This is a genomic window from Amaricoccus sp. (assembly GCF_036846665.1).
Taxonomy (GTDB): Bacteria; Pseudomonadota; Alphaproteobacteria; order Rhodobacterales; family Rhodobacteraceae; genus Amaricoccus.
The window spans coordinates 1-17,210 of sequence record NZ_DAIUBO010000072.1; the positions used below are offsets into that span (position 1 = coordinate 1).

At 70.9% G+C, this 17,210-nt stretch carries 16 protein-coding genes and 1 tRNA gene; 6 read left to right on the forward strand and 11 right to left on the reverse strand.

What is annotated here, in order from left to right; translation table 11 throughout:
* Positions 1-82 precede the first annotated feature (82 nt).
* The 3 genes from V7050_RS08985 to V7050_RS08995 all read right to left on the reverse strand — a co-directional run bounded on the left by V7050_RS08985 (position 83) and on the right by V7050_RS08995 (position 5,580).
* Entirely contained in the window at positions 83-2,626 is a 2,544-nt protein-coding gene (locus V7050_RS08985; RefSeq protein WP_442885614.1) for a DNA translocase FtsK, read from the reverse strand.
* A 63-nt stretch (positions 2,627-2,689) separates the two neighbouring features.
* A complete protein-coding gene (locus tag V7050_RS08990) occupies positions 2,690-3,898 on the reverse strand; it encodes an aminotransferase class I/II-fold pyridoxal phosphate-dependent enzyme (RefSeq protein WP_324367779.1) in 1,209 nt (402 codons plus the stop codon).
* Between the two features lie 347 nt (positions 3,899-4,245).
* Positions 4,246-5,580 carry an amidase gene (locus tag V7050_RS08995; protein WP_324367781.1) on the reverse strand — a complete coding sequence of 445 codons (1,335 nt, stop codon included), beginning with the start codon at positions 5,578-5,580 and terminating at the stop codon, positions 4,246-4,248.
* Between the two features lie 86 nt (positions 5,581-5,666).
* Here V7050_RS08995 and V7050_RS09000 point away from each other — a divergent pair, with 86 nt between their 5' ends.
* Entirely contained in the window at positions 5,667-6,893 is a 1,227-nt protein-coding gene (locus V7050_RS09000) for an FAD-dependent monooxygenase (protein ID WP_324367782.1), read from the forward strand.
* Between the two features lie 129 nt (positions 6,894-7,022).
* Positions 7,023-7,098: transfer RNA gene (locus V7050_RS09005), tRNA-Thr, on the forward strand.
* A gap of 493 nt (positions 7,099-7,591) precedes the next feature.
* Here V7050_RS09005 and V7050_RS09010 read toward each other — a convergent pair.
* From V7050_RS09010 to V7050_RS09035, 6 genes are all read right to left on the reverse strand, one after another.
* Complete coding sequence (locus V7050_RS09010; protein ID WP_324367784.1) at positions 7,592-9,151, reverse strand: copper resistance CopC/CopD family protein; 1,560 nt, start codon at positions 9,149-9,151, stop codon at positions 7,592-7,594.
* Between the two features lie 15 nt (positions 9,152-9,166).
* Complete coding sequence (locus V7050_RS09015; RefSeq protein ID WP_324367786.1) at positions 9,167-9,688, reverse strand: YcnI family copper-binding membrane protein; 522 nt, start codon at positions 9,686-9,688, stop codon at positions 9,167-9,169.
* A gap of 81 nt (positions 9,689-9,769) precedes the next feature.
* Positions 9,770-10,135 (reverse strand): hypothetical protein, encoded by a 366-nt coding sequence (locus V7050_RS09020; RefSeq protein ID WP_324367788.1) that lies wholly within the window; start codon positions 10,133-10,135, stop codon positions 9,770-9,772.
* Positions 10,136-10,352: 217 nt separating this feature from the next.
* Entirely contained in the window at positions 10,353-10,838 is a 486-nt protein-coding gene (gene rpsI, locus V7050_RS09025; protein WP_324367790.1) for a 30S ribosomal protein S9, read from the reverse strand.
* A 2-nt stretch (positions 10,839-10,840) separates the two neighbouring features.
* Positions 10,841-11,305: a 50S ribosomal protein L13 gene (rplM, locus tag V7050_RS09030; RefSeq protein WP_324367791.1), complete on the reverse strand. Its 465-nt coding sequence runs from the start codon at positions 11,303-11,305 to the stop codon at positions 10,841-10,843.
* A gap of 135 nt (positions 11,306-11,440) precedes the next feature.
* Positions 11,441-11,617 carry a hypothetical protein gene (locus tag V7050_RS09035; RefSeq protein ID WP_324367792.1) on the reverse strand — a complete coding sequence of 59 codons (177 nt, stop codon included), beginning with the start codon at positions 11,615-11,617 and terminating at the stop codon, positions 11,441-11,443.
* A 139-nt stretch (positions 11,618-11,756) separates the two neighbouring features.
* On the opposite strand from V7050_RS09035, the gene V7050_RS09040 reads away from it, so the two are divergent.
* Positions 11,757-12,869 carry an AI-2E family transporter gene (locus V7050_RS09040; RefSeq protein WP_324375221.1) on the forward strand — a complete coding sequence of 371 codons (1,113 nt, stop codon included), beginning with the start codon at positions 11,757-11,759 and terminating at the stop codon, positions 12,867-12,869.
* A gap of 103 nt (positions 12,870-12,972) precedes the next feature.
* Here the strand turns inward: V7050_RS09040 and ctaA are convergent, their stop codons facing one another.
* Together ctaA and V7050_RS09050 are read right to left on the reverse strand one after the other, a co-directional pair.
* Positions 12,973-14,103 (reverse strand): heme A synthase, encoded by a 1,131-nt coding sequence (gene ctaA, locus V7050_RS09045; RefSeq protein ID WP_324367797.1) that lies wholly within the window; start codon positions 14,101-14,103, stop codon positions 12,973-12,975.
* Positions 14,104-14,161: 58 nt separating this feature from the next.
* Positions 14,162-14,929 carry an RNA methyltransferase gene (locus V7050_RS09050; protein ID WP_324367800.1) on the reverse strand — a complete coding sequence of 256 codons (768 nt, stop codon included), beginning with the start codon at positions 14,927-14,929 and terminating at the stop codon, positions 14,162-14,164.
* Between the two features lie 70 nt (positions 14,930-14,999).
* Here V7050_RS09050 and V7050_RS09055 point away from each other — a divergent pair, with 70 nt between their 5' ends.
* The 3 genes from V7050_RS09055 to V7050_RS09065 form a co-directional block, all read left to right on the forward strand.
* Positions 15,000-15,329 (forward strand): TfoX/Sxy family protein, encoded by a 330-nt coding sequence (locus V7050_RS09055; RefSeq protein WP_324367802.1) that lies wholly within the window; start codon positions 15,000-15,002, stop codon positions 15,327-15,329.
* A 98-nt stretch (positions 15,330-15,427) separates the two neighbouring features.
* Positions 15,428-16,639, forward strand: a complete 1,212-nt coding sequence (locus V7050_RS09060; RefSeq protein ID WP_324375219.1) for an NADP-dependent isocitrate dehydrogenase — start codon at positions 15,428-15,430, stop codon at positions 16,637-16,639.
* 95 nt (positions 16,640-16,734) lie between these two features.
* Positions 16,735-17,210, forward strand: a 476-nt coding sequence (locus V7050_RS09065) for a YitT family protein (RefSeq protein ID WP_324410465.1), incomplete at its 3' end; no start/stop codon positions are given.

Below are 17,210 nucleotides of genomic sequence, written 5' to 3' on the forward strand. Positions count from 1 at the left end.
CGGCCCGATCGCCACGGGTCGATCGGGCTGGGGACACCCTGACCGCGGGATGAACAGGAGTCGACAGCGAGGGCCGCTGGTATCACCGCTCCGGGACGATGACCTCGCGCTTGCCGACGTGGTTGGCCTGGCTGACAACGCCCGCTTCCTCCATCAGCTCCACGAGCTTCGCCGCCTTGTTGTAGCCGATCGAGAGCTTGCGCTGGATGTAGGAGGTCGAGCATTTGCGGTCCTTGGCGACGATCGCCACCGCCTGGTCGTAGAGCGCGTCGTCTCCGCTGGTATTGCCGCCGAGGCCGAGCACGAGGTCGATCTCGCTCTCCTCGTCGGCGTCGGGGCCGTCCACGACGCCCGCGTCATAGGCGGGCGAGCCGAGGGTCTTGAGGTGGCGGACCACCTCCTCGACCTCCTCGTCGGAGACGAAGGGGCCGTGGACGCGGGTGATGCGCCCGCCGCCGGCCATGTAGAGCATGTCGCCCTGGCCGAGCAGCTGCTCGGCGCCCATCTCGCCGAGGATGGTGCGGCTGTCGATCTTCGAGGTCACCTGGAAGGAGATGCGGGTTGGAAAATTCGCCTTGATCGTGCCGGTGATGACGTCGACCGACGGGCGCTGGGTGGCCATGATCAGGTGGATGCCGGAGGCGCGGGCCATCTGGGCGAGGCGCTGGATGCAGGCCTCGATCTCCTTGCCCGCGACCATCATCAGGTCGGCCATCTCGTCGACGATGACCACGATGAAGGCCATCTTCTTGGGCAGGAATTCCTCGGTCTCGAAGACCGGCTCGCCGGTCTCCTCGTCGAAGCCGGTCTGCACGGTGCGGGTGAAGGCCTCGCCCTTGGCCTCGGCATCGGTCACCCGGGCGTTGTAGCCGTCGATGTTGCGCACGCCGAGCTTCGACATCTTGCGGTAGCGCTCCTCCATCTCGGCGACCACCCATTTCAGCGCCACGACGGCCTTCTTGGGGTCGGTGACCACGGGGGAGAGCAGATGCGGGATGCCGTCGTAGACCGAGAGCTCCAGCATCTTGGGGTCGATCATGATCAGCCGGCATTCGTCGGGGGAGAGCTTGTAGAGCAGGCTCAGGATCATGGTGTTGATCGCCACCGACTTGCCCGAGCCGGTGGTGCCGGCGATGAGCAGATGCGGCATGCGGGCGAGGTTGGCCACCACCGGCTCACCGCCGATGTCCTTGCCGAGCGCGAGCGGCAGGGCGTGGCTGCTGTCGCCGTAGGATTTCGCCGCGAGGATCTCGCGCAGCAGCACCTTCTCGCGCAGTTCGTTCGGCAGCTCGATCCCGATCACCGAGCGCCCCGGGATGGTGGAGACGCGGCAGGCCAGCGCCGACATCGAGCGGGCGATGTCGTCCGCGAGCCCGATGACGCGGGAGGCCTTGAGACCGGCCGCCGGTTCCAGTTCATACATGGTCACCACCGGACCGGGTCGGATCGAGACGATCTCGCCGCGCACGCCGTAATCGTCGAGCACGTTTTCCAGCATGCGGGCGTTCTCCTCCAGCGCGTCGCTGGAGAGGTGGTGGCGCACGATGGTCGAGGGCGACTGCAGGAGCGAGAGCGGCGGGGTCCGGTAAATTTCGGGCGCGTCGCCGTCGAGCGCGAGCTGGGGTTGCTCCTCGGACCGGGCGCGCGCGCTCTTGACTAGCGGTTTCGCGGCGGGAACGCGAACCCGCGGCTGCGGAAGGATCTCGCGATCGAGGTCCGGGTCGCTTTCGGTTTCCTCTATGTCGTCGCGCTCCAGCACCGCCGTCTCGGCATGGGCGGCGGTCAGCGGCGGGATCGGGCGCAGCGCAGGCGAGCGGCTGGTGGCATCCGCCTCGGCGCGGGCACGGACCGCTGCGGTGATCTTCGCCATGACGCTGTCCTCGGAGGGCCGCAGTGCCGCGGGGTCGAATCGCGGGATGCCCTCGGCCCGCAGCGCGCCGGGCTTGGGCAGTGACGCCTCCGCAGCCTCGGCGCGGCGGGCGCGCAGTTCCGACGCCGAGCGGTGGGCGGCGCGTGCGCCCTCGGAGGCGGTCGCGACGGCACGGCCGGTCAGGCCGTAGAGCCCGGAATAGAGCAGCACCGAGCCGCCGCTGAGGAAGGCGAGAAAGCCGCGCATTTCCGCCCAGGTCACCCCGAGCGCATAGCCGGTCGTGAGCGCGAAGGCGAAGGCCAGCGCCAGGCTGGTGATCGTCAGGGCGAGCGTGAGGTCGAGCGGCATGAGCGAGACGAGCCCGCCCACTGCGGCGTCGCCCAGCATGCCGCCGAGCCCGTAGTCGAACTGCCAGCCGGAGAGCGGCACATGGGTCGCCGCGAAGGCGGCGGCGGCGAGCAGGGCCACCGGCACGGCGATGGCGCGGCTGACCGCCCGGGTCTCGCCGGCATGGAGCAGGAGCCGCAGGCCCCAGGCGGCGAGGGCGACGGGAATGCCGTAGGCGGCCCAGCCGAGCGCACGATGCATCGGGTCGGCGATGGAGGCGCCGACGAGGCCGAGCGCGTTCTGCGGCGCGGCGTCCGTGGCGCTGAAGAGGCTCGGATCGTCCGGCGAATAGGTCCAGATCATCGTCCCGGCGAGGGCGGCCAGCGCGAGCAGGATCAGGCCGAGAAGCTCGGTGCCGCGACGGCGCAAGGCCTCCTCGGTATCGCTTTCGATGAGGGGGGCGCGACGTTTCGCTTTGCTGCGTCCTGCCATCTATCCTGCCCTTTCGATGAAATGCCTGTCTCCGAGAACCTCGCGGATCGCGCGAAGTCCGCGCGCGACTTCCGCGGCTTCTGCGACCAGCGCGACGCGGATGTATGCGGCCCCGGGATTGCGACCCGTGGCGTCGGTGCGGCCAAGATAGGCGCCCGGCAGCACCCGCACACCCATCTCGCGCCAGAGCGCGAGGGCTGCCGCCTCGCCGTCGCCGACCGGCAGCCAGAGGAAGAACCCGGCGCCGGGCGGCACATAGCCCGGCAGGTCGCCGAGGATCGCGTCGGCGAGCTCGAATTTCTCCACATAGAGCGCGCGGCTCGCCACCACATGCGCCTCGTCGCGCCAGAGCGCCGTGGCGGCGTGCTGCAGCGGCAGCGGCACCGGCGCGCCGCCATAGGCGCGCAGCTGCCGGATCGCCGCGATGCCGCGCGGGCCGCCCGCGGCGAAGCCCGCGCGCAGGCCGGGCACGTTCGAGCGCTTCGAGAGCGACTGGAAGACCAGCACCCGCTCGGGATCCGCACCGGCGGCGCGGGCGGCGGGGAGCGCGCCCGGCGGCGGGGCGCCGCGCCAGATCTCGGAATAGCATTCGTCGGCGAGGATGCGGAAATCGTGGCGCTCGGCGAGCGCGATCAGCGCGCGCCACCAAGCCGCGTCCGCCACCGCGCCCTGGGGATTGGCGGGCGAGCAGACATAGGCGAGCGTCACCCGGTCGAGCAGGGCGCCGGGCAGGGCCGCGAAATCCGGCAGGAAGCCGGTTTCGGGCGTTGCCGCCACCGGGACCGGCTCGGCGCCGACGGCGAGCGCGGCCGCGCCGTAGCATTGGTAGAACGGGTTCGGCATGAGGATCGCCGGCCGCTGCCCGCCCTTGCTTTCCGGCGAGAGTGCCAGCGCGGCGTTGAAGAGCCCCTCGCGGCTGCCGTTCAGCGAGACCACCTCGGTTTCGGGATCGACGGCGACGCCGTAGCGCAGCGCCAGCCAGTCCGCGATGGCGGCGCGCAGCTCCGGCGTTCCCTCGTTGGGTGGGTAGCGGCCGAATTCCCCGGCATGGGCGGCGATGGTTTCGGCGACGAGGGCGGGAACCGGATGGCGCGGCTCGCCGATGCTCATGGAGATCTCGGGCCTGCCGGGCGCGCAGCCGTGGAGCAGCCGCCGCAGACGCGGAAAGGCATACTCCGGCAGATCGGAGAACCGCTGGGGTAACTGCATCCTTCGTGCCTCACATCCGGGATCTGGCGTCCCGGTCTGCGGCAATTCTATCCGCCGGGGCGGTTAAGGTCCAGATAATACCGGCGGTCCCTGCTGCCCGCCCGGCGCGGCGACCCCGTTATCGGAGCTTGGGGAGAAGGCCGCGCCCCGCGTGGCCCGCCGAGCATTCCCCCGGACCCGAAAGGCGAGGCGCCGGTGGCGCGCCGGCCCCCGGCAGGTCCGGCGCGGCCCGATCGCCACGGGTCGATCGGGCTGGGGACACCCGGCTCGGGGGCGGGATGAAAGTCGACGGCGCGGGCCGCTGGCATGGGCATTGCGGGCCGCCCTCGGGCGGCCGGTTCGTGGCGTCAGGCGCCCAGCGCCGCCTCGATGGCCGCGCCGAGGCGCAGGAGGCGCGACTCCGAGCCGGGGGCGGCCATGACCATCAGCCCGCAGCCGGGGGTGCCGCTCGGCAGGCTGAGCGCGCAGAGCCCCATGAGATTGCCGATCCTGGTGTTGCGCAGGGTCATGAGGTTCTCGCGCATGAAGAGCGCGTGATCGGCCAGAAGCGCCTCGACATTCGGCGCGAGGTTCGGGGTGGTGGGCAGGACCACCGCGTCGAAGCCGGCGGTCTCGGCGAGATATTCGGCGCGCAGGCGGTCGAGCTTCTGCCAGGCGGCCACGTAGTCGGGCGCCGAGAAGGCCTCCCCGGAGCGGAACCGGTCGAGCACGGGGGCGAACATGAGCTCGGGCCGGGCCTCGATGACCTCGCGGCAGGTCCCGTAGGCCTCGGCGGCGAAGATGCAGGGGGCGAGCGCCATCGCCTCGGCGACGGAGGCGAGGGCGGCGCGCTCGGTCCGCGCCCCGGCGGCGCGCAGCGGGTCGAGCGCGGCCTCGAGCGCCCGGGCCTGGCCGTCGGCGGTCGGGCCGATCCCGGCGGTGTCGAGCACGAGGAGGCTTGCGCCGTCGAGCGAGGCGCCGGCGAGATCCGGGGCCGGGGCGCCGGAGAGGGCGGCGAGCAGGAGGGCCGCGTCCTCGACCGAGCGGCAGAGCGGGCCGGGGGTGTCGAAGCGCGGGCAAAGCTGCACAACGCCCTCGAGGCTGAGCAGCCCGTGGGTGGGCTTCAGCCCGACGAGATCGTTCCAGCTCGAGGGGACGCGGATCGAGCCGCCGGTGTCCGAGCCGATCCCGGCGGCGGCGAGCCCGAAGGCGACCGAAGCCGCCGCCCCGGAGGAGGAACCCCCCGGTGCGAGCTCGGGATCGTTGATGTTGGGCGGGGTCGCGGTGACCGGGTTGATCCCGATCCCGGAGAAGGCGAGTTCGGTCAGATGGGTCTTGCCGAGGCAGACGAGCCCGGCCCGCCCGGCATGGGCGAGCACCGCCGCGTCGCGCTCCGGCACCCGGCCGGCGAGCAGGGCCGAGCCCGCCTCGGTGGCGGTGCCGGCGGTATCGAAGAGATCCTTCCAGCTGACCGGCACGCCGTCGAGCGGCCCGTGGCGCAGCCCCGCCCGCGCCCGGGCGGCCGCGGCATCGGCCTCGGCCCGCGCCCGGTCGGCGGTGACGCGGGCGTAGATCCCCGGCGCCTGGGGATGGCTCTCGATGGCCGAGAGATAGACCTCGGTCACCTCGCGCGGATCGATCTCGCCCGCCTCGAAGGCTCGCCCGAGATCCGCGGCCGTCATCCAGAGCCAGGTGTCCGACATGCGTATCCTTCCATCGCCGATCGCGCGAGCCTAGCCGGGGCATTGGCGATGGACAATCGCCTTGGCGCTTGGAATAGCATGCGCCCATGGAGCGGCATTGCGATGTCCTGATCGTCGGAGGCGGGCTGAACGGGCCCGCCCTGGCCCTGGCGCTGGCCTCGGGCGGGCTCAGCAGCGTGGTGATCGACGCCCAGCCGCGGGCGCGGCGCGCGGCGCCGGAATTCGACGGGCGCGCCTATGCGCTGGCGCTGTCGTCGCGGCGCATGCTCGCCGCATTGGGGCTCTGGCGCGACCTGGCGGCGCAGGCGCAGGCGATCAACGACATCAAGATCAGCGACGGGCGGGCCGGCGAGGGGGCCGCGCCCTGGCATCTGCATTTCGACCGGAACGAGATCGACGAGGGCCCGATGGGGCATTTCCTCGAGGATCGCTACCTGCGGGGGGCGCTGCTCGACGCCATCGACGGCAGCGCGCTGATCGAGCATCGCTCGGAGACGGAGGCCGTCGCCCAGGCGCCCGGGCCCGGCGGCATCGCGGTGACGCTTGGCGACGGCAGCCGGCTCCGGGCGGCCCTTCTGGTCGGCTGCGACGGGCGGGGCAGCCGGGTCGCCGCCCGCGCCGGGATCGCGCGGCTGGGCTGGGAGTATCGCCAGAGCGCGCTGGTCTGCGCCGTGGAGCACGAGCTGCCGCATCACGGCATCGCGCATCAGTTCTTCATGCCGCCGGGGCCGCTGGCGATCCTGCCCCTGCCGGGCAACCGGTCCTCGATCGTCTGGACCGAGGCGCGCGACCGCGCCGCGGTGATCGCGGGGCTGGAGAGGGAGGCCTATCTCGCCGCGCTCAGGCCGCGGTTCGGGGATTTCCTCGGCGGGATCCGGCTGGCGGGCGCGCGCTTCGGCTATCCGCTTGGCCTGTCGCTGGCCGAGAGCTTCACCGCCGAGCGGGTGGCGCTGGCGGGCGATGCGGCGCATGGCATCCATCCGCTCGCGGGGCAGGGTCTGAACCTCGGCCTGCGGGACGTGGCCGCGCTCGCGGAGGTTCTGGTGGAGGCGCATCGCCGCGGGCTCGACATCGGCGCGCCGGACGTGCTCGCGGGCTACCAGCGCTGGCGGCGGTTCGACACCGCCATGCTGGTCGCGGCCACGGACGGGCTCAACCGGCTCTTCTCCAACGACAACCCGCTCCTGCGCCTGGGGCGCGACCTCGGCCTGGGTCTGGTGAACCGGCTGCCGGCGCTCAGGCGCGGGCTGATCCGCGAGGCGGCGGGTCTCGCGGGGGATCTTCCGAAGCTGCTGCTTGGGCGGCCGATCTAGGACGGCCCCGGTGACGGAAGCTCGGGACATCGCGAGTGGTCCGGCCGCTCGCGCCGGCATCGACCGCGCCCGGCAGGCGGCAGGTACAGTTTGAAGTCCCGGCGCCGATTTGGTAGCTGGATGGTCGAGGCCCCGTTAGCTCATCCGGTAGAGCGCTGGCTTTGTAACCCAGAGGTGGTCCGTTCAAGTCGGACACGGGGCACCAAGACAAGTACTTAAATCATTGCAATGTAATGCTATTTTATTATGTGCACTTGATTGGAGCCACCTTTCAGTCCACCCAAGAGATCGTGATGAGTCCAAGTGGTTTCGCCATATGGGCGGATTGCCTCCGCACACCGTTTGGTCGTCTGATACCGAATCCGGTTGATTGATTCCATCGGGGAATCCCCCCCCGCCGGAATCAATCAACCGGATTCGGTATGACACATGCTGTCATGGCGACCAGTAAGCCATTGGATTGCCGAGACCACCACATTTGTGCCAACAGCCTGACCCGCAGGTCGAACGTTTCGGTCCGGCCTGCGCAAGGTGCCACACAACAGGGAGGCGGGTCGTCCCGGGTTCCTGGGTGCAGGTGATCACAGGCACTTCCTGGTCGGCCATGGCGCCGCTCCGCGCGACGAAGAATGACGCCTGCGGTGCCGTCGCCGCGTGAGCGAAAGTGCGAGAGCGACTGGACGCTGCCGCAGGGTCCGTCATGGGCCAGGCATCGGAAGCTCCGCCTCGATCGAAGCTTTGATGAAGTCGCTGACCAGCACGTCGAGCCGCACCGTCCATTGGCCGCCCACCGGCAGCTCGACCGGGCCGGCGAGCCAGAGCGGGCCGTCGCGGGACGCCTCGAGGCGGATCGGCTCGATGCCGCGGGCAGGGTCGGCGAAGCTGATCCTGACCTCAAGCGGGTCCAGCTCGCCGCCGTCGGCTGACATCAAGGCGATCTCGATGCGGTTCGCTCCCGGTCGCCCGGGCTTCAGCGTGACGTCCGCCATCACGTTCGGCCCGTGCATGTGAACGTAGGCCTCGGACGCCGCCGCCGCGAGTGCACGGGGTGGCGGGGTCAGACGGAAGCCGCTGGCGAGGCAGAGGATCGCGACTCCGAGCAGGATCTCGGCTGCGACCGACCGCCGGAACCGCCGCGCCGCCCCGGTCTCTCCCCGTTCGATCGCGGGCGTCAGCAGCAACCGGTTCACGGCCGCGAGCGCGAGAAGCAGCGCGACCGCGACGAGCTTGGCGAGGAGCAACCGGCCGTAGGCGCTCGCGACCAGCGCTGCCGGGGTGCGCATCTGCACGATGGCGAGCAGCGCACCGCTCAGGAGGAGGAGCGCGACGAGCGGCATCGCCAGCGCCGAGAAACGCCGGAGTGTCGGAACGAGGGCCGCGCCTGGCGAGGCCGCCCGTTCCGCGAGCCCGGGCAGCGCGCCGATCCAGAAGACGACGGCGGCGGCATGGATCGCCACCGACGGGGCGGTCAGCCAGCGGGGAGCAGCCGTTGCCGCATGGCCGAAGAGCGCGAAGGAAACGGCGGCGAGAGCCCACGCCAGCACGGCCCAGCCCGGGGCCCGGCAGGCCGAGGCGACAGCGGCGGCCGCGGCGAGGACGGCCGTCGCCGCGAACGGGCTCGCCAGGGCCGCACGCCAGGGCGCCGGGGTGACGAGACTGCCCGGCGCGAGATCGAGGAGGTCGAGCCCTTGGAGGCCGAGCGCCAAGACCGCCAGCGGCAGCACCGCGATGGCTGAGCAACCTGCGACGGTGGGCGCCAGGCGGCCCGACCGGCCACGGTCGACGAGGTCCCGGAAGACGGCCCCGCCGACCCCGAAGACGAGGGCGAGCGTCAGGAGCCCGCGCCCGAGGGCGGCGGTCGGTGCCGAGCGCGGGGCAGCGGCTTCGGATGCGTCGGCCGCGCCGGAGGTCGCCCTGCCGATGGAGAAAGTGAGGCTGCCGCCGACCGGGTGGCCGTCGGCGGAGGCCACCCGCCAGCTGAGGAGCCAGGTGCCTTCGACGGGGTCTGCCGGCAGGGGCACGACAAGGCTGTCCCCCGCCGCCTCCGGCGCCCCCTCGATCGCGGCACCGCCGGCCGGCGGAAACCAGCGGAGGACGAGCGGCCGGACCGGCTCGCTGAAGGTCAGCGTTGCCGCCGCGGGCGCCTCGGACATCATCGTGCCCGCCGCTGGATCGGTGGCGACGAGCTGCGCATGCGCCTGCGCGCGCGCCCCGCAGAGAAGGCACGCGAGCAGACAGAGGACGAGGCGCGCCGGCACCCCGGCCCGGGCGCGTCAGTGGCCGCCCGCGGCCGGCAGCAGCTTCACTCCCGGCGCCGGGCTCTCGAGGCTGTCATGGTCCTGGCCCGTGGTCGGGATCTCGATCCAGCGCTCCGCCGCGTCGGCGCATTCCTGGACGACGGGGAAATAGAGCGCCTCGCCGACCTCGAGATCGGTCGTCAGCATCGCGCGGAACACGAATTCGTCGTAGAAGGCATCCGGAAGCTCGCCGGTCCAGACGATCTCGGTCACGCCTTCGCTCATCGGCGTGCCGTAGTAGTCGTAGGACCTGGCATATTTGCCCGTCACGGTTTCGAGCCTCCAGCCGGCCTTCGGCATCGGCTTCACCGCGATCACCCCCTCGGGGATCTGTACGCGCAGCGTCTGCGTCGCCTCGCCGGCGCAGCCATGCGGGACCCGCAGAACCGCCTTCCAGCTGCCGCCGACGGTCGCCTCCGAGGTCTCGAAGGTGACGTGGGCGTTGGCGGCAGTCGCGATGCCGGCCGCGAGCGCGGCGGCGAGAATGAGCTTGGACATGGGATTTCCATCCTTCCGGTCGCCGCCGGCGTTGCGCCGCGGCATGATATGGGGACCGTCCGTGCGCGGACGGACGCAATCTCAGGAGATGGACTTCGTCGGCGGGCCCCGCGCCAGTTGCGCCGCCGACGCGGCCTGCGGCCGGCCGATGGCACGCCCGATACGAAAGTCCGCGTCGGTCGCGAACAGGGCACGCGTAGCCTCGCCCGGAGCGGCGGTGGCCAAACCCGGCGCGGCCACGAGGACGCAGGCAAAACACGCCGGGGTCAGGATGTGCTTTTCGTCATCATGGGCCGGATGCCCGACGTCCGTGCAGAGTTCCGGAAGGATTCCCCCGGGGAGCGCGTAGTCGAGCGCGTAGACCGTCCGCTCGATGACGATGCGGGCATTGAGAGCCGGCGCCTGGACGATCGCCAGGGCGAAGAACCCGGCGAGCAGAGCCTGCACCCAGCCGCGCCATCTCCTGCCCATGGCCACCGGCATGCGGGGTCCGGAGGGCCGAGTCAATCGGGAATGCGTGCGGGCGGCCTGCCGCGGCCGATCCTCCGAGGTGCCGACGATCGGCGGTCGGGACCGAATACCTTGCGGGAGGGGCAGCGTAGGCCCGGCGCGCGGCAAAGGGCGCCGGAGGCAACCCCGGCGCCCGTTCGATGGGAAGCGGCGATCAGCGCTTGGAGAACTGGAAGCTGCGACGGGCCTTGCGCTTGCCGTATTTCTTGCGTTCCACCACGCGGCTGTCGCGGGTCAGGAAGCCGGCCGCCTTGAGCGCGGGGCGGAGGCTGGGCTCGTAGAGGCTGAGCGCCTGGCTGATGCCGTGCTTGACCGCGCCGGCCTGGCCGGAGAGGCCGCCGCCCTTGACGGTCGCCATCACGTCGAACTCGCCGGCGACCCCGGCGACGGTGAAGGCCTGGCCGATCACCATCTGCAGCACGGGGCGGGCGAAATAGGCATTCATGTCCTTGCCGTTGACCACGACCTTGCCGGAGCCCGGCTTGATCCAGACACGGGCGACCGCGTCCTTGCGCTTGCCGGTGGCATAGGAGCGGCCGAGCGCGTCGCGCTTGGGCTCGCGCACCGGCGCGGCTGCGGCCGCGGAATCGATCCCGACCACGGAGTCCTTGAGCTGATCGAGCGAAGTGAGATCTGCCATGATTATGCGCTCCGGGTGTTCTTGGGGTTCATGCCGGCGAGATCGAGCACCTGCGGCTCCTGGCCGCCATGGGGATGCTCGTTGCCGGCGTAGACGCGCAGGTTCGACATCTGCTTGCGGCTGAGCGGCCCGCCGGGCAGCATCCGCTCGACGGCCTTGAGGATCACGCGCTCGGGATGCTTGCCTTCGAGGATCTGGCCGGCGGTGCGGTGCTTGATGCCGCCGGGGAAGCCGGTGTGCCAGTAATAGCGCTTGTCGGCGCGCTTGTTGCCGGTCATCTGCACCTTGTCGGCGTTGATGACGATCACGTTGTCGCCCATGTCCATGTGCGGCGTGAAGCTGGGCTTGTGCTTGCCGCGCAGCCGCATGGCGACGAGGCTGGCGAGCCGGCCCAGGACGATGCCCTCGGCGTCGATCACGATCCACTGCTTGTCGATGTCGGCCGGTCTGGCGGAGAATGTCTTCATGTCTCGAACGGTCCCGTGTCAGGCCGGAAGGCGGACCCTTCCGGAGGCCGGGGGGTTATGGCCGGGACGGCGACGCGCGTCAATCGCAATGTTGCGGAATTTCTTTAGCGATATCATGCGATTGAAATTACGGTATCAAAATACCCCATATCGCGACGGCGCCATCGCGTCGATGACGCCGGTGAGCTTGAGGATGGTGTAGAGCACCATCAGCCCGAGCAGGGCGAAGAGGAAGCGCCGCGGGCCGTGGGCGCGGGTGACGGTCGCGACGAGCGCGAGGGCGAGAACCAGGGCGAGGAGGAAGCGCAGCATCGCGGCAGTATCCGCTCTCGCGCCGCCGCCGCAACCCGCATCGCGCCAGCCCGGCGTTGCATCCCGCCGCCGGAGCGCCCATCAAGGCAATCGGCGCCGGGAGCGGCGCGCGACCGACGATCACGGACGGGGGCCCGCCATGCCCGACGAGCGACCCGAGTTTAGTCCCGGCCGGCCGGCGGACCGGATCGTGGTGGATCTGGCGGTGCGGCTCGGGTTTCTCGGGCTCTTCGCCTGGCTGGCGCTGGTGATCCTGCGCCCCTTCGTGCTGATCCTGCTCTGGGCGCTGTTCCTGACCGTGGCGCTGCAGCCCGGCCATGCAAGGCTCGCGGCGCGGCTGGGCGGGCGCGGGCGGCTCGCCTCCGTGATCGTCACCCTGATCGGGCTCGCCATCGTGCTCGGTCCGATCTCGATGCTGGTGGCGAGCCTCGTCGGGTCGGTGGAGGCGCTCTCGATGGGCATGGCCGGCGGCGGCCTGTCGATCCCGCCGCCGCCGGCGGAGGTGAGGACCATCCCGATCGCCGGGGCCTGGCTGCATTCGAACTGGGAGCTGGCCTCCTCGAACCTACAGGGCTTTCTCGGGCGCTACGGCACGACACTGATCGGCGCCGGGAAATGGGTCATCCGCCCGGCCGAGGCCCTCGGCCGGGATCTGATCGACATCCTGATCGCGGTGGTGATCGCGGGCGTGCTGCTCGTGCCGGGGCCGCGCTTCGTGCCGGGGTTCCGGCGCTTTGCCGCGCGGGTCATGGGAAGCCGCGGGTCGGATTTCGTCGATCTCGGCGCCGCCACGATCCGCAACGTGGCGCGCGGGGTGATCGGGGTGGCGGCGATCCAGGCGCTGTTGGTCGGCGTCGCCCTGATCGTCGCGGGCGTGCCGGCGGCGGGGCTGCTGACGCTCGTGGCGCTGCTCGGCGCGATCCTGCAGATCGGGGTCGGCCTCGTGGTGGTGCCGGTGATCGTCTGGGGCTGGCTCGTGCTCGGCACCTGGCCCGCGATCCTGCTGACCGCCTGGCTTGTCCCGGCGATGTTCAGCGATCTCGCGCTCAAGCCGCTGATGGTCGGGCACGGGCTGCGCACCCCGATGCTGGTGATCCTGGCCGGCGTGATCGGCGGCACGATCAGCTTCGGGCTGATCGGGCTCTTCCTGGGGCCGATCGTGCTAGCGCTCTTCTACGAGCTCGTCATCTTCTGGGTGGAGCTCGGGGATCCGGGGGAGGATCGGCCCGCGGCGGACGGCGGCCCGCCGTGAGGGAGGCGGCATGGCCGAAGATCCGGTTCTGCCTGCGGACACGGGGGTCGGCCGCGACGGACCCCGCCTGCGGCTTCCTGTCGGTGCGGGCGGTGGAGGGGGCTCAGCCGCGCGCGATGCGCTGGGGGCGGGGGTAGAGCGCGGCGAAGCGGGCGCGGATGACCAGCACGAAAAGCGCGACGGCGCCGAGCTGGTGCAGGATCGCCGCCTGCCAGGGCGCGCCCCAGAGCACGGTGACGATGCCGAGCGCGATCTGGAGCACCATCATCGCCGCCATGGCGTCGAAGGCGCCGCGGATGTCGCCGAGCGCGCTCCGGCGGCTGCGCCACCAGGCGAGGATGCCGACGAGCGCCAGCAGATAGCCGAGCATGCGGTGGTTGAACTGCACCAGCCCCGGGTTTTCGAGGTAGTTGCTCCAATAGGGCTCGAGGTTGAAGGCGGTGAAGGGCAGGAAGTCGCCGCCCATCAGCGGCCAGTCGTTGTAGCTCCGGCCGGCGTCGATGCCTGCGACCAGCGCCCCGAGCAGGATCTGGGCGAAGGCGAGCACGACGAGCAGGCTGCCCCAGCGCATGAGGCCCTCGTTGCGCTGGCGGCGGGCCTGGATCAGCTCCGCCTCGCTTCGTCCGAGCCGCAGGATGTACCAGGCGATCAGGCCGAGAATGAGGAAGGCGAGGCCGAGATGCACCGCGAGCCGCCAGGAGGCGACGCTGGTCATGGTGCCGGTGAGGCCGGAGGTCACCATCCACCAGCCGATCGCGCCCTGGAGGCCGCCGAGGAGGCCCGTCACCAGCAGGCGCCAGGTCCAGCCCGGCGGGATGCGCCGGCGCAGCCAGAACCAGAGGAACCCCAGCGCCCAGACCGCGCCGATCAGGCGGCCGAGCTGGCGGTGGCCCCATTCCCACCAGTAGATCGCCTTGAACTCGGCGAGCTCCATGTCGCGGTTGAGGATCTCGAATTGCGGCGTGGCGCGGTATTTCTCGAATTCCGCCTCCCAGGCGGCGGCGTCGAGCGGGGGGACCGCCCCGGTCACCGGTCGCCATTCGGTGATGGAGAGGCCCGAATCGGTGAGCCGCGTCATGCCGCCGACCACGATCATCGCCACGACCAGGAGGAAGATCACCGAGAGCCAGAGCGCGATGCCGCGGCGGGCGTATTGCGGCCGCCGCGCGGGCGTCGGGGCCGGCGCGGGGGCGGCGTCGCCCACGTCCTCGAAGATGCTGCGCGGTTTCGTCATGGCCACCTCCGGGGGCGATTTAGGCCCCGCGCCGCGCCCGGGCAAGCGCGATATGCGCTCAGCGCCCGGCGTCCGGGGGCCGGGTCAGCGCCCGGAGGATGCCGTGCAGCGTGCGGATCTCGGCGCCGGTGAGCGGCGTCCGGCGGAAGAGGGTCTCGATGTTGAGCTTCATGCTCGTGCGGTTCTGCGCGGGGAAGAAATACCCCGCCGCCTCCAGCCGCTGGTCGAGATGCTCGAGGAGTCGGTCCAGCTCGATCCCGCTCGCCCAGTCCGCGCCAGGGACCACCGCGGCGGGGCCGGCAGCGCGCATCCAGTCGTAGGCGACGAGGAGCACGCATTGCGCGAGATTGAGCGAGCCGAAGCCGGGGTTGGTCGGAACCGAGATCACCGCATTGGCCCGCGCGACATCGGCGGTCTCCAGCCCGGCGCGCTCGGCGCCGAAGAGCACGCCGACGCGGCCGCCGGCGGCGATGATCGTGCGCGCCTCGGCCATCGCCGCTTCGGGGGTGACGACCGGCAGGGTCAGCGCGCGCTCGCGGGCGGTGGTGGCGAAGACATGGGTGAGGTCGGCGCAGGCTTCGGCGGTGGTCTCGATGAGGCGTGCGTCGTCGAGCACGCGCCCGGCGCCGCTCGCCATGGCGTCTGCCGCCGGGTTCGGCCAGCCGTCGCGCGGGGCGACCAGCCGCATCCGGTCGAGACCGAAATTCAGCATCGCGCGCGCGGCGGCGCCGATGTTCTCGCCGAGCTGCGGGCGCACCAGCACGAAGACCGGCTGGTCCGCCGCCTGGGTGCCGCCGCTCTCGCGCCCGCGATCCGTGCCTGCCACCTGGTCCCTCCCGTCCGTGCCGGCCGCGTGATACTCTCGCGGGCCGGGATCGGGCAAGGGAGGGACGGGCATGGCCTATGACGAGAGCCTCGCGGCCACGATCCGCCAGGCGCTCGCGGGGTGCGACGGCGTCACCGAGCGGAAGATGTTCGGCGGGCTCTGCTTCCTGCTCAACGGGAACATGCTCTGCGGGGTCTATCGCGCGGGCGGCATGTACCGGGTGGGCAAGGCCCGGGCCGGCGCCGCCCTGGCCCTGCCCCATGTGCGGCCGATGGAGATGACCGGCCGGCCGATGCCTGGGCTGGTCGATGTGGACGCTGAGGCCTTCACCGATCCGGCGCTGCGCGACCGGCTGATGGCGATGGCGCTCGATTTCGTCGCGCCGATGCCGCCGAAATAGCCGGTATGCGGGCGTATGCGCGGCTTCCCCTCGGGGCGCCGATCCGCTAGAGAGGCCGCGCCCGTTCAGCGCCGAGCAAATCCCGAGGGAGCCCGTCCATGCCCAAGATCAAAGTCGCCAATCCGGTCGTCGAACTCGACGGCGACGAGATGACCCGGATCATCTGGGACTTCATCAAGCAGAAGCTGATCCTGCCCTATCTCGACATCGACCTGAAATACTACGACCTCGGCATCGAGGAGCGCGACCGGACCGACGACCAGATCACCATCGATGCGGCCAACGCGATCAAGGAACACGGCGTGGGCGTGAAATGCGCCACCATCACCCCCGACGAGGCCCGCGTCGAGGAATTCGGCCTCAAGCAGATGTGGCGGAGCCCCAACGGGACCATCCGCAACATCCTCGGCGGCGTCATCTTCCGCCAACCGATCATCTGCAAGAACGTGCCGCGGCTCGTGCCGGGCTGGACCCAGCCGATCGTCGTCGGCCGCCATGCCTTCGGCGACCAGTACCGGGCCACCGACTTCCGCTTCCCCGGCAAGGGCAAGCTGACGATCAAGTTCGTCGGCGAGGACGGCAGGGTGATCGAGCGGGACGTCTTCGACGCGCCGGGCTCGGGCGTGACGATGGCGATGTACAACCTCGACCAGTCGATCATCGACTTCGCCCGCGCCTCGATGAACTATTCGCTCTCGCTCGGCTGGCCGCTCTATCTCTCGACCAAGAACACCATCCTCAAGGCCTATGACGGCCGCTTCAAGGACCTGTTCCAGGAGGTCTTCGACGCCGAGTTCGCCGATGCCTTCAAGAAGGCCGGCATCACCTACGAGCACCGGCTGATCGACGACATGGTGGCCTCGGCGCTGAAATGGTCGGGCGGCTATGTCTGGGCCTGCAAGAACTACGACGGAGACGTGCAATCCGATACCGTGGCCCAGGGCTTCGGCTCGCTCGGGCTGATGACGAGCGTGCTGATGACGCCCGACGGCAAGACGGTGGAGGCCGAGGCGGCGCATGGCACGGTGACGCGGCACTACCGCCAGCATCAGGCGGGCAAGGAGACCTCGACCAATTCGATCGCCTCGATCTACGCCTGGACCGGCGGGCTGAAGCATCGCGCCAAGCTCGACGAGAATGCGGCGCTGATGAACTTCGCCGAGACGCTCGAGCGGGTCACCGTCGACACGGTCGAGGCCGGGTTCATGACCAAGGATCTCGCGCTGCTGGTCGGGCCGGACCAGAAATGGCTGACGACCACGGGCTTCCTCGAGAAGGTCGACGCGAACCTGCAGGGGGCGCTGGGCTGAGCGCCGCCGGAGCGGAGGGCGGGGTCGAGGGCCCGCCCCCGCCTCCGCGGCATAGCGCGTTCGAGGATGCGCAGGGCCTGGTTGCGGGCTCGCTGATGGTGGTCACGGGGCTCGCCTTCCTGCAGCATCTGGGGCTGATCACCGGCCAGATCGCGGGCCTGGCGCTCCTGGTCTCGATCTGGACCGGAATCGCCTTCGGGCCGGTCTTCTTCGTGCTGAACCTGCCGTTCTACTGGGTGGCGCTGCGCCGTATGGGCTGGGTCTTCACGCTGAAGACGGTGCTCGCGGTCGGGCTGGTCTCGGTCTTCTCCGCGCTGCGGCCCGAGGTCCTGACCTTCGCCCATGTGGAGCCGCTGACCGGCGCGGTGCTTGGCGGGGTGATCTCGGGCGCGGGCCTGCTCGCGATCTTCCGGCATCGCGCGAGCCTCGGCGGTGTGGGGATCGTCGCGCTCTATCTTCAGGAGCGCACGGGCTTCCGCGCCGGCTGGACGCAGCTCCTCGTCGATCTGGTGATCTTCGCGCTGGCGCTGATGACGCTGCCTGCCGGGGCGGTGGCCTATTCGCTGGCGGG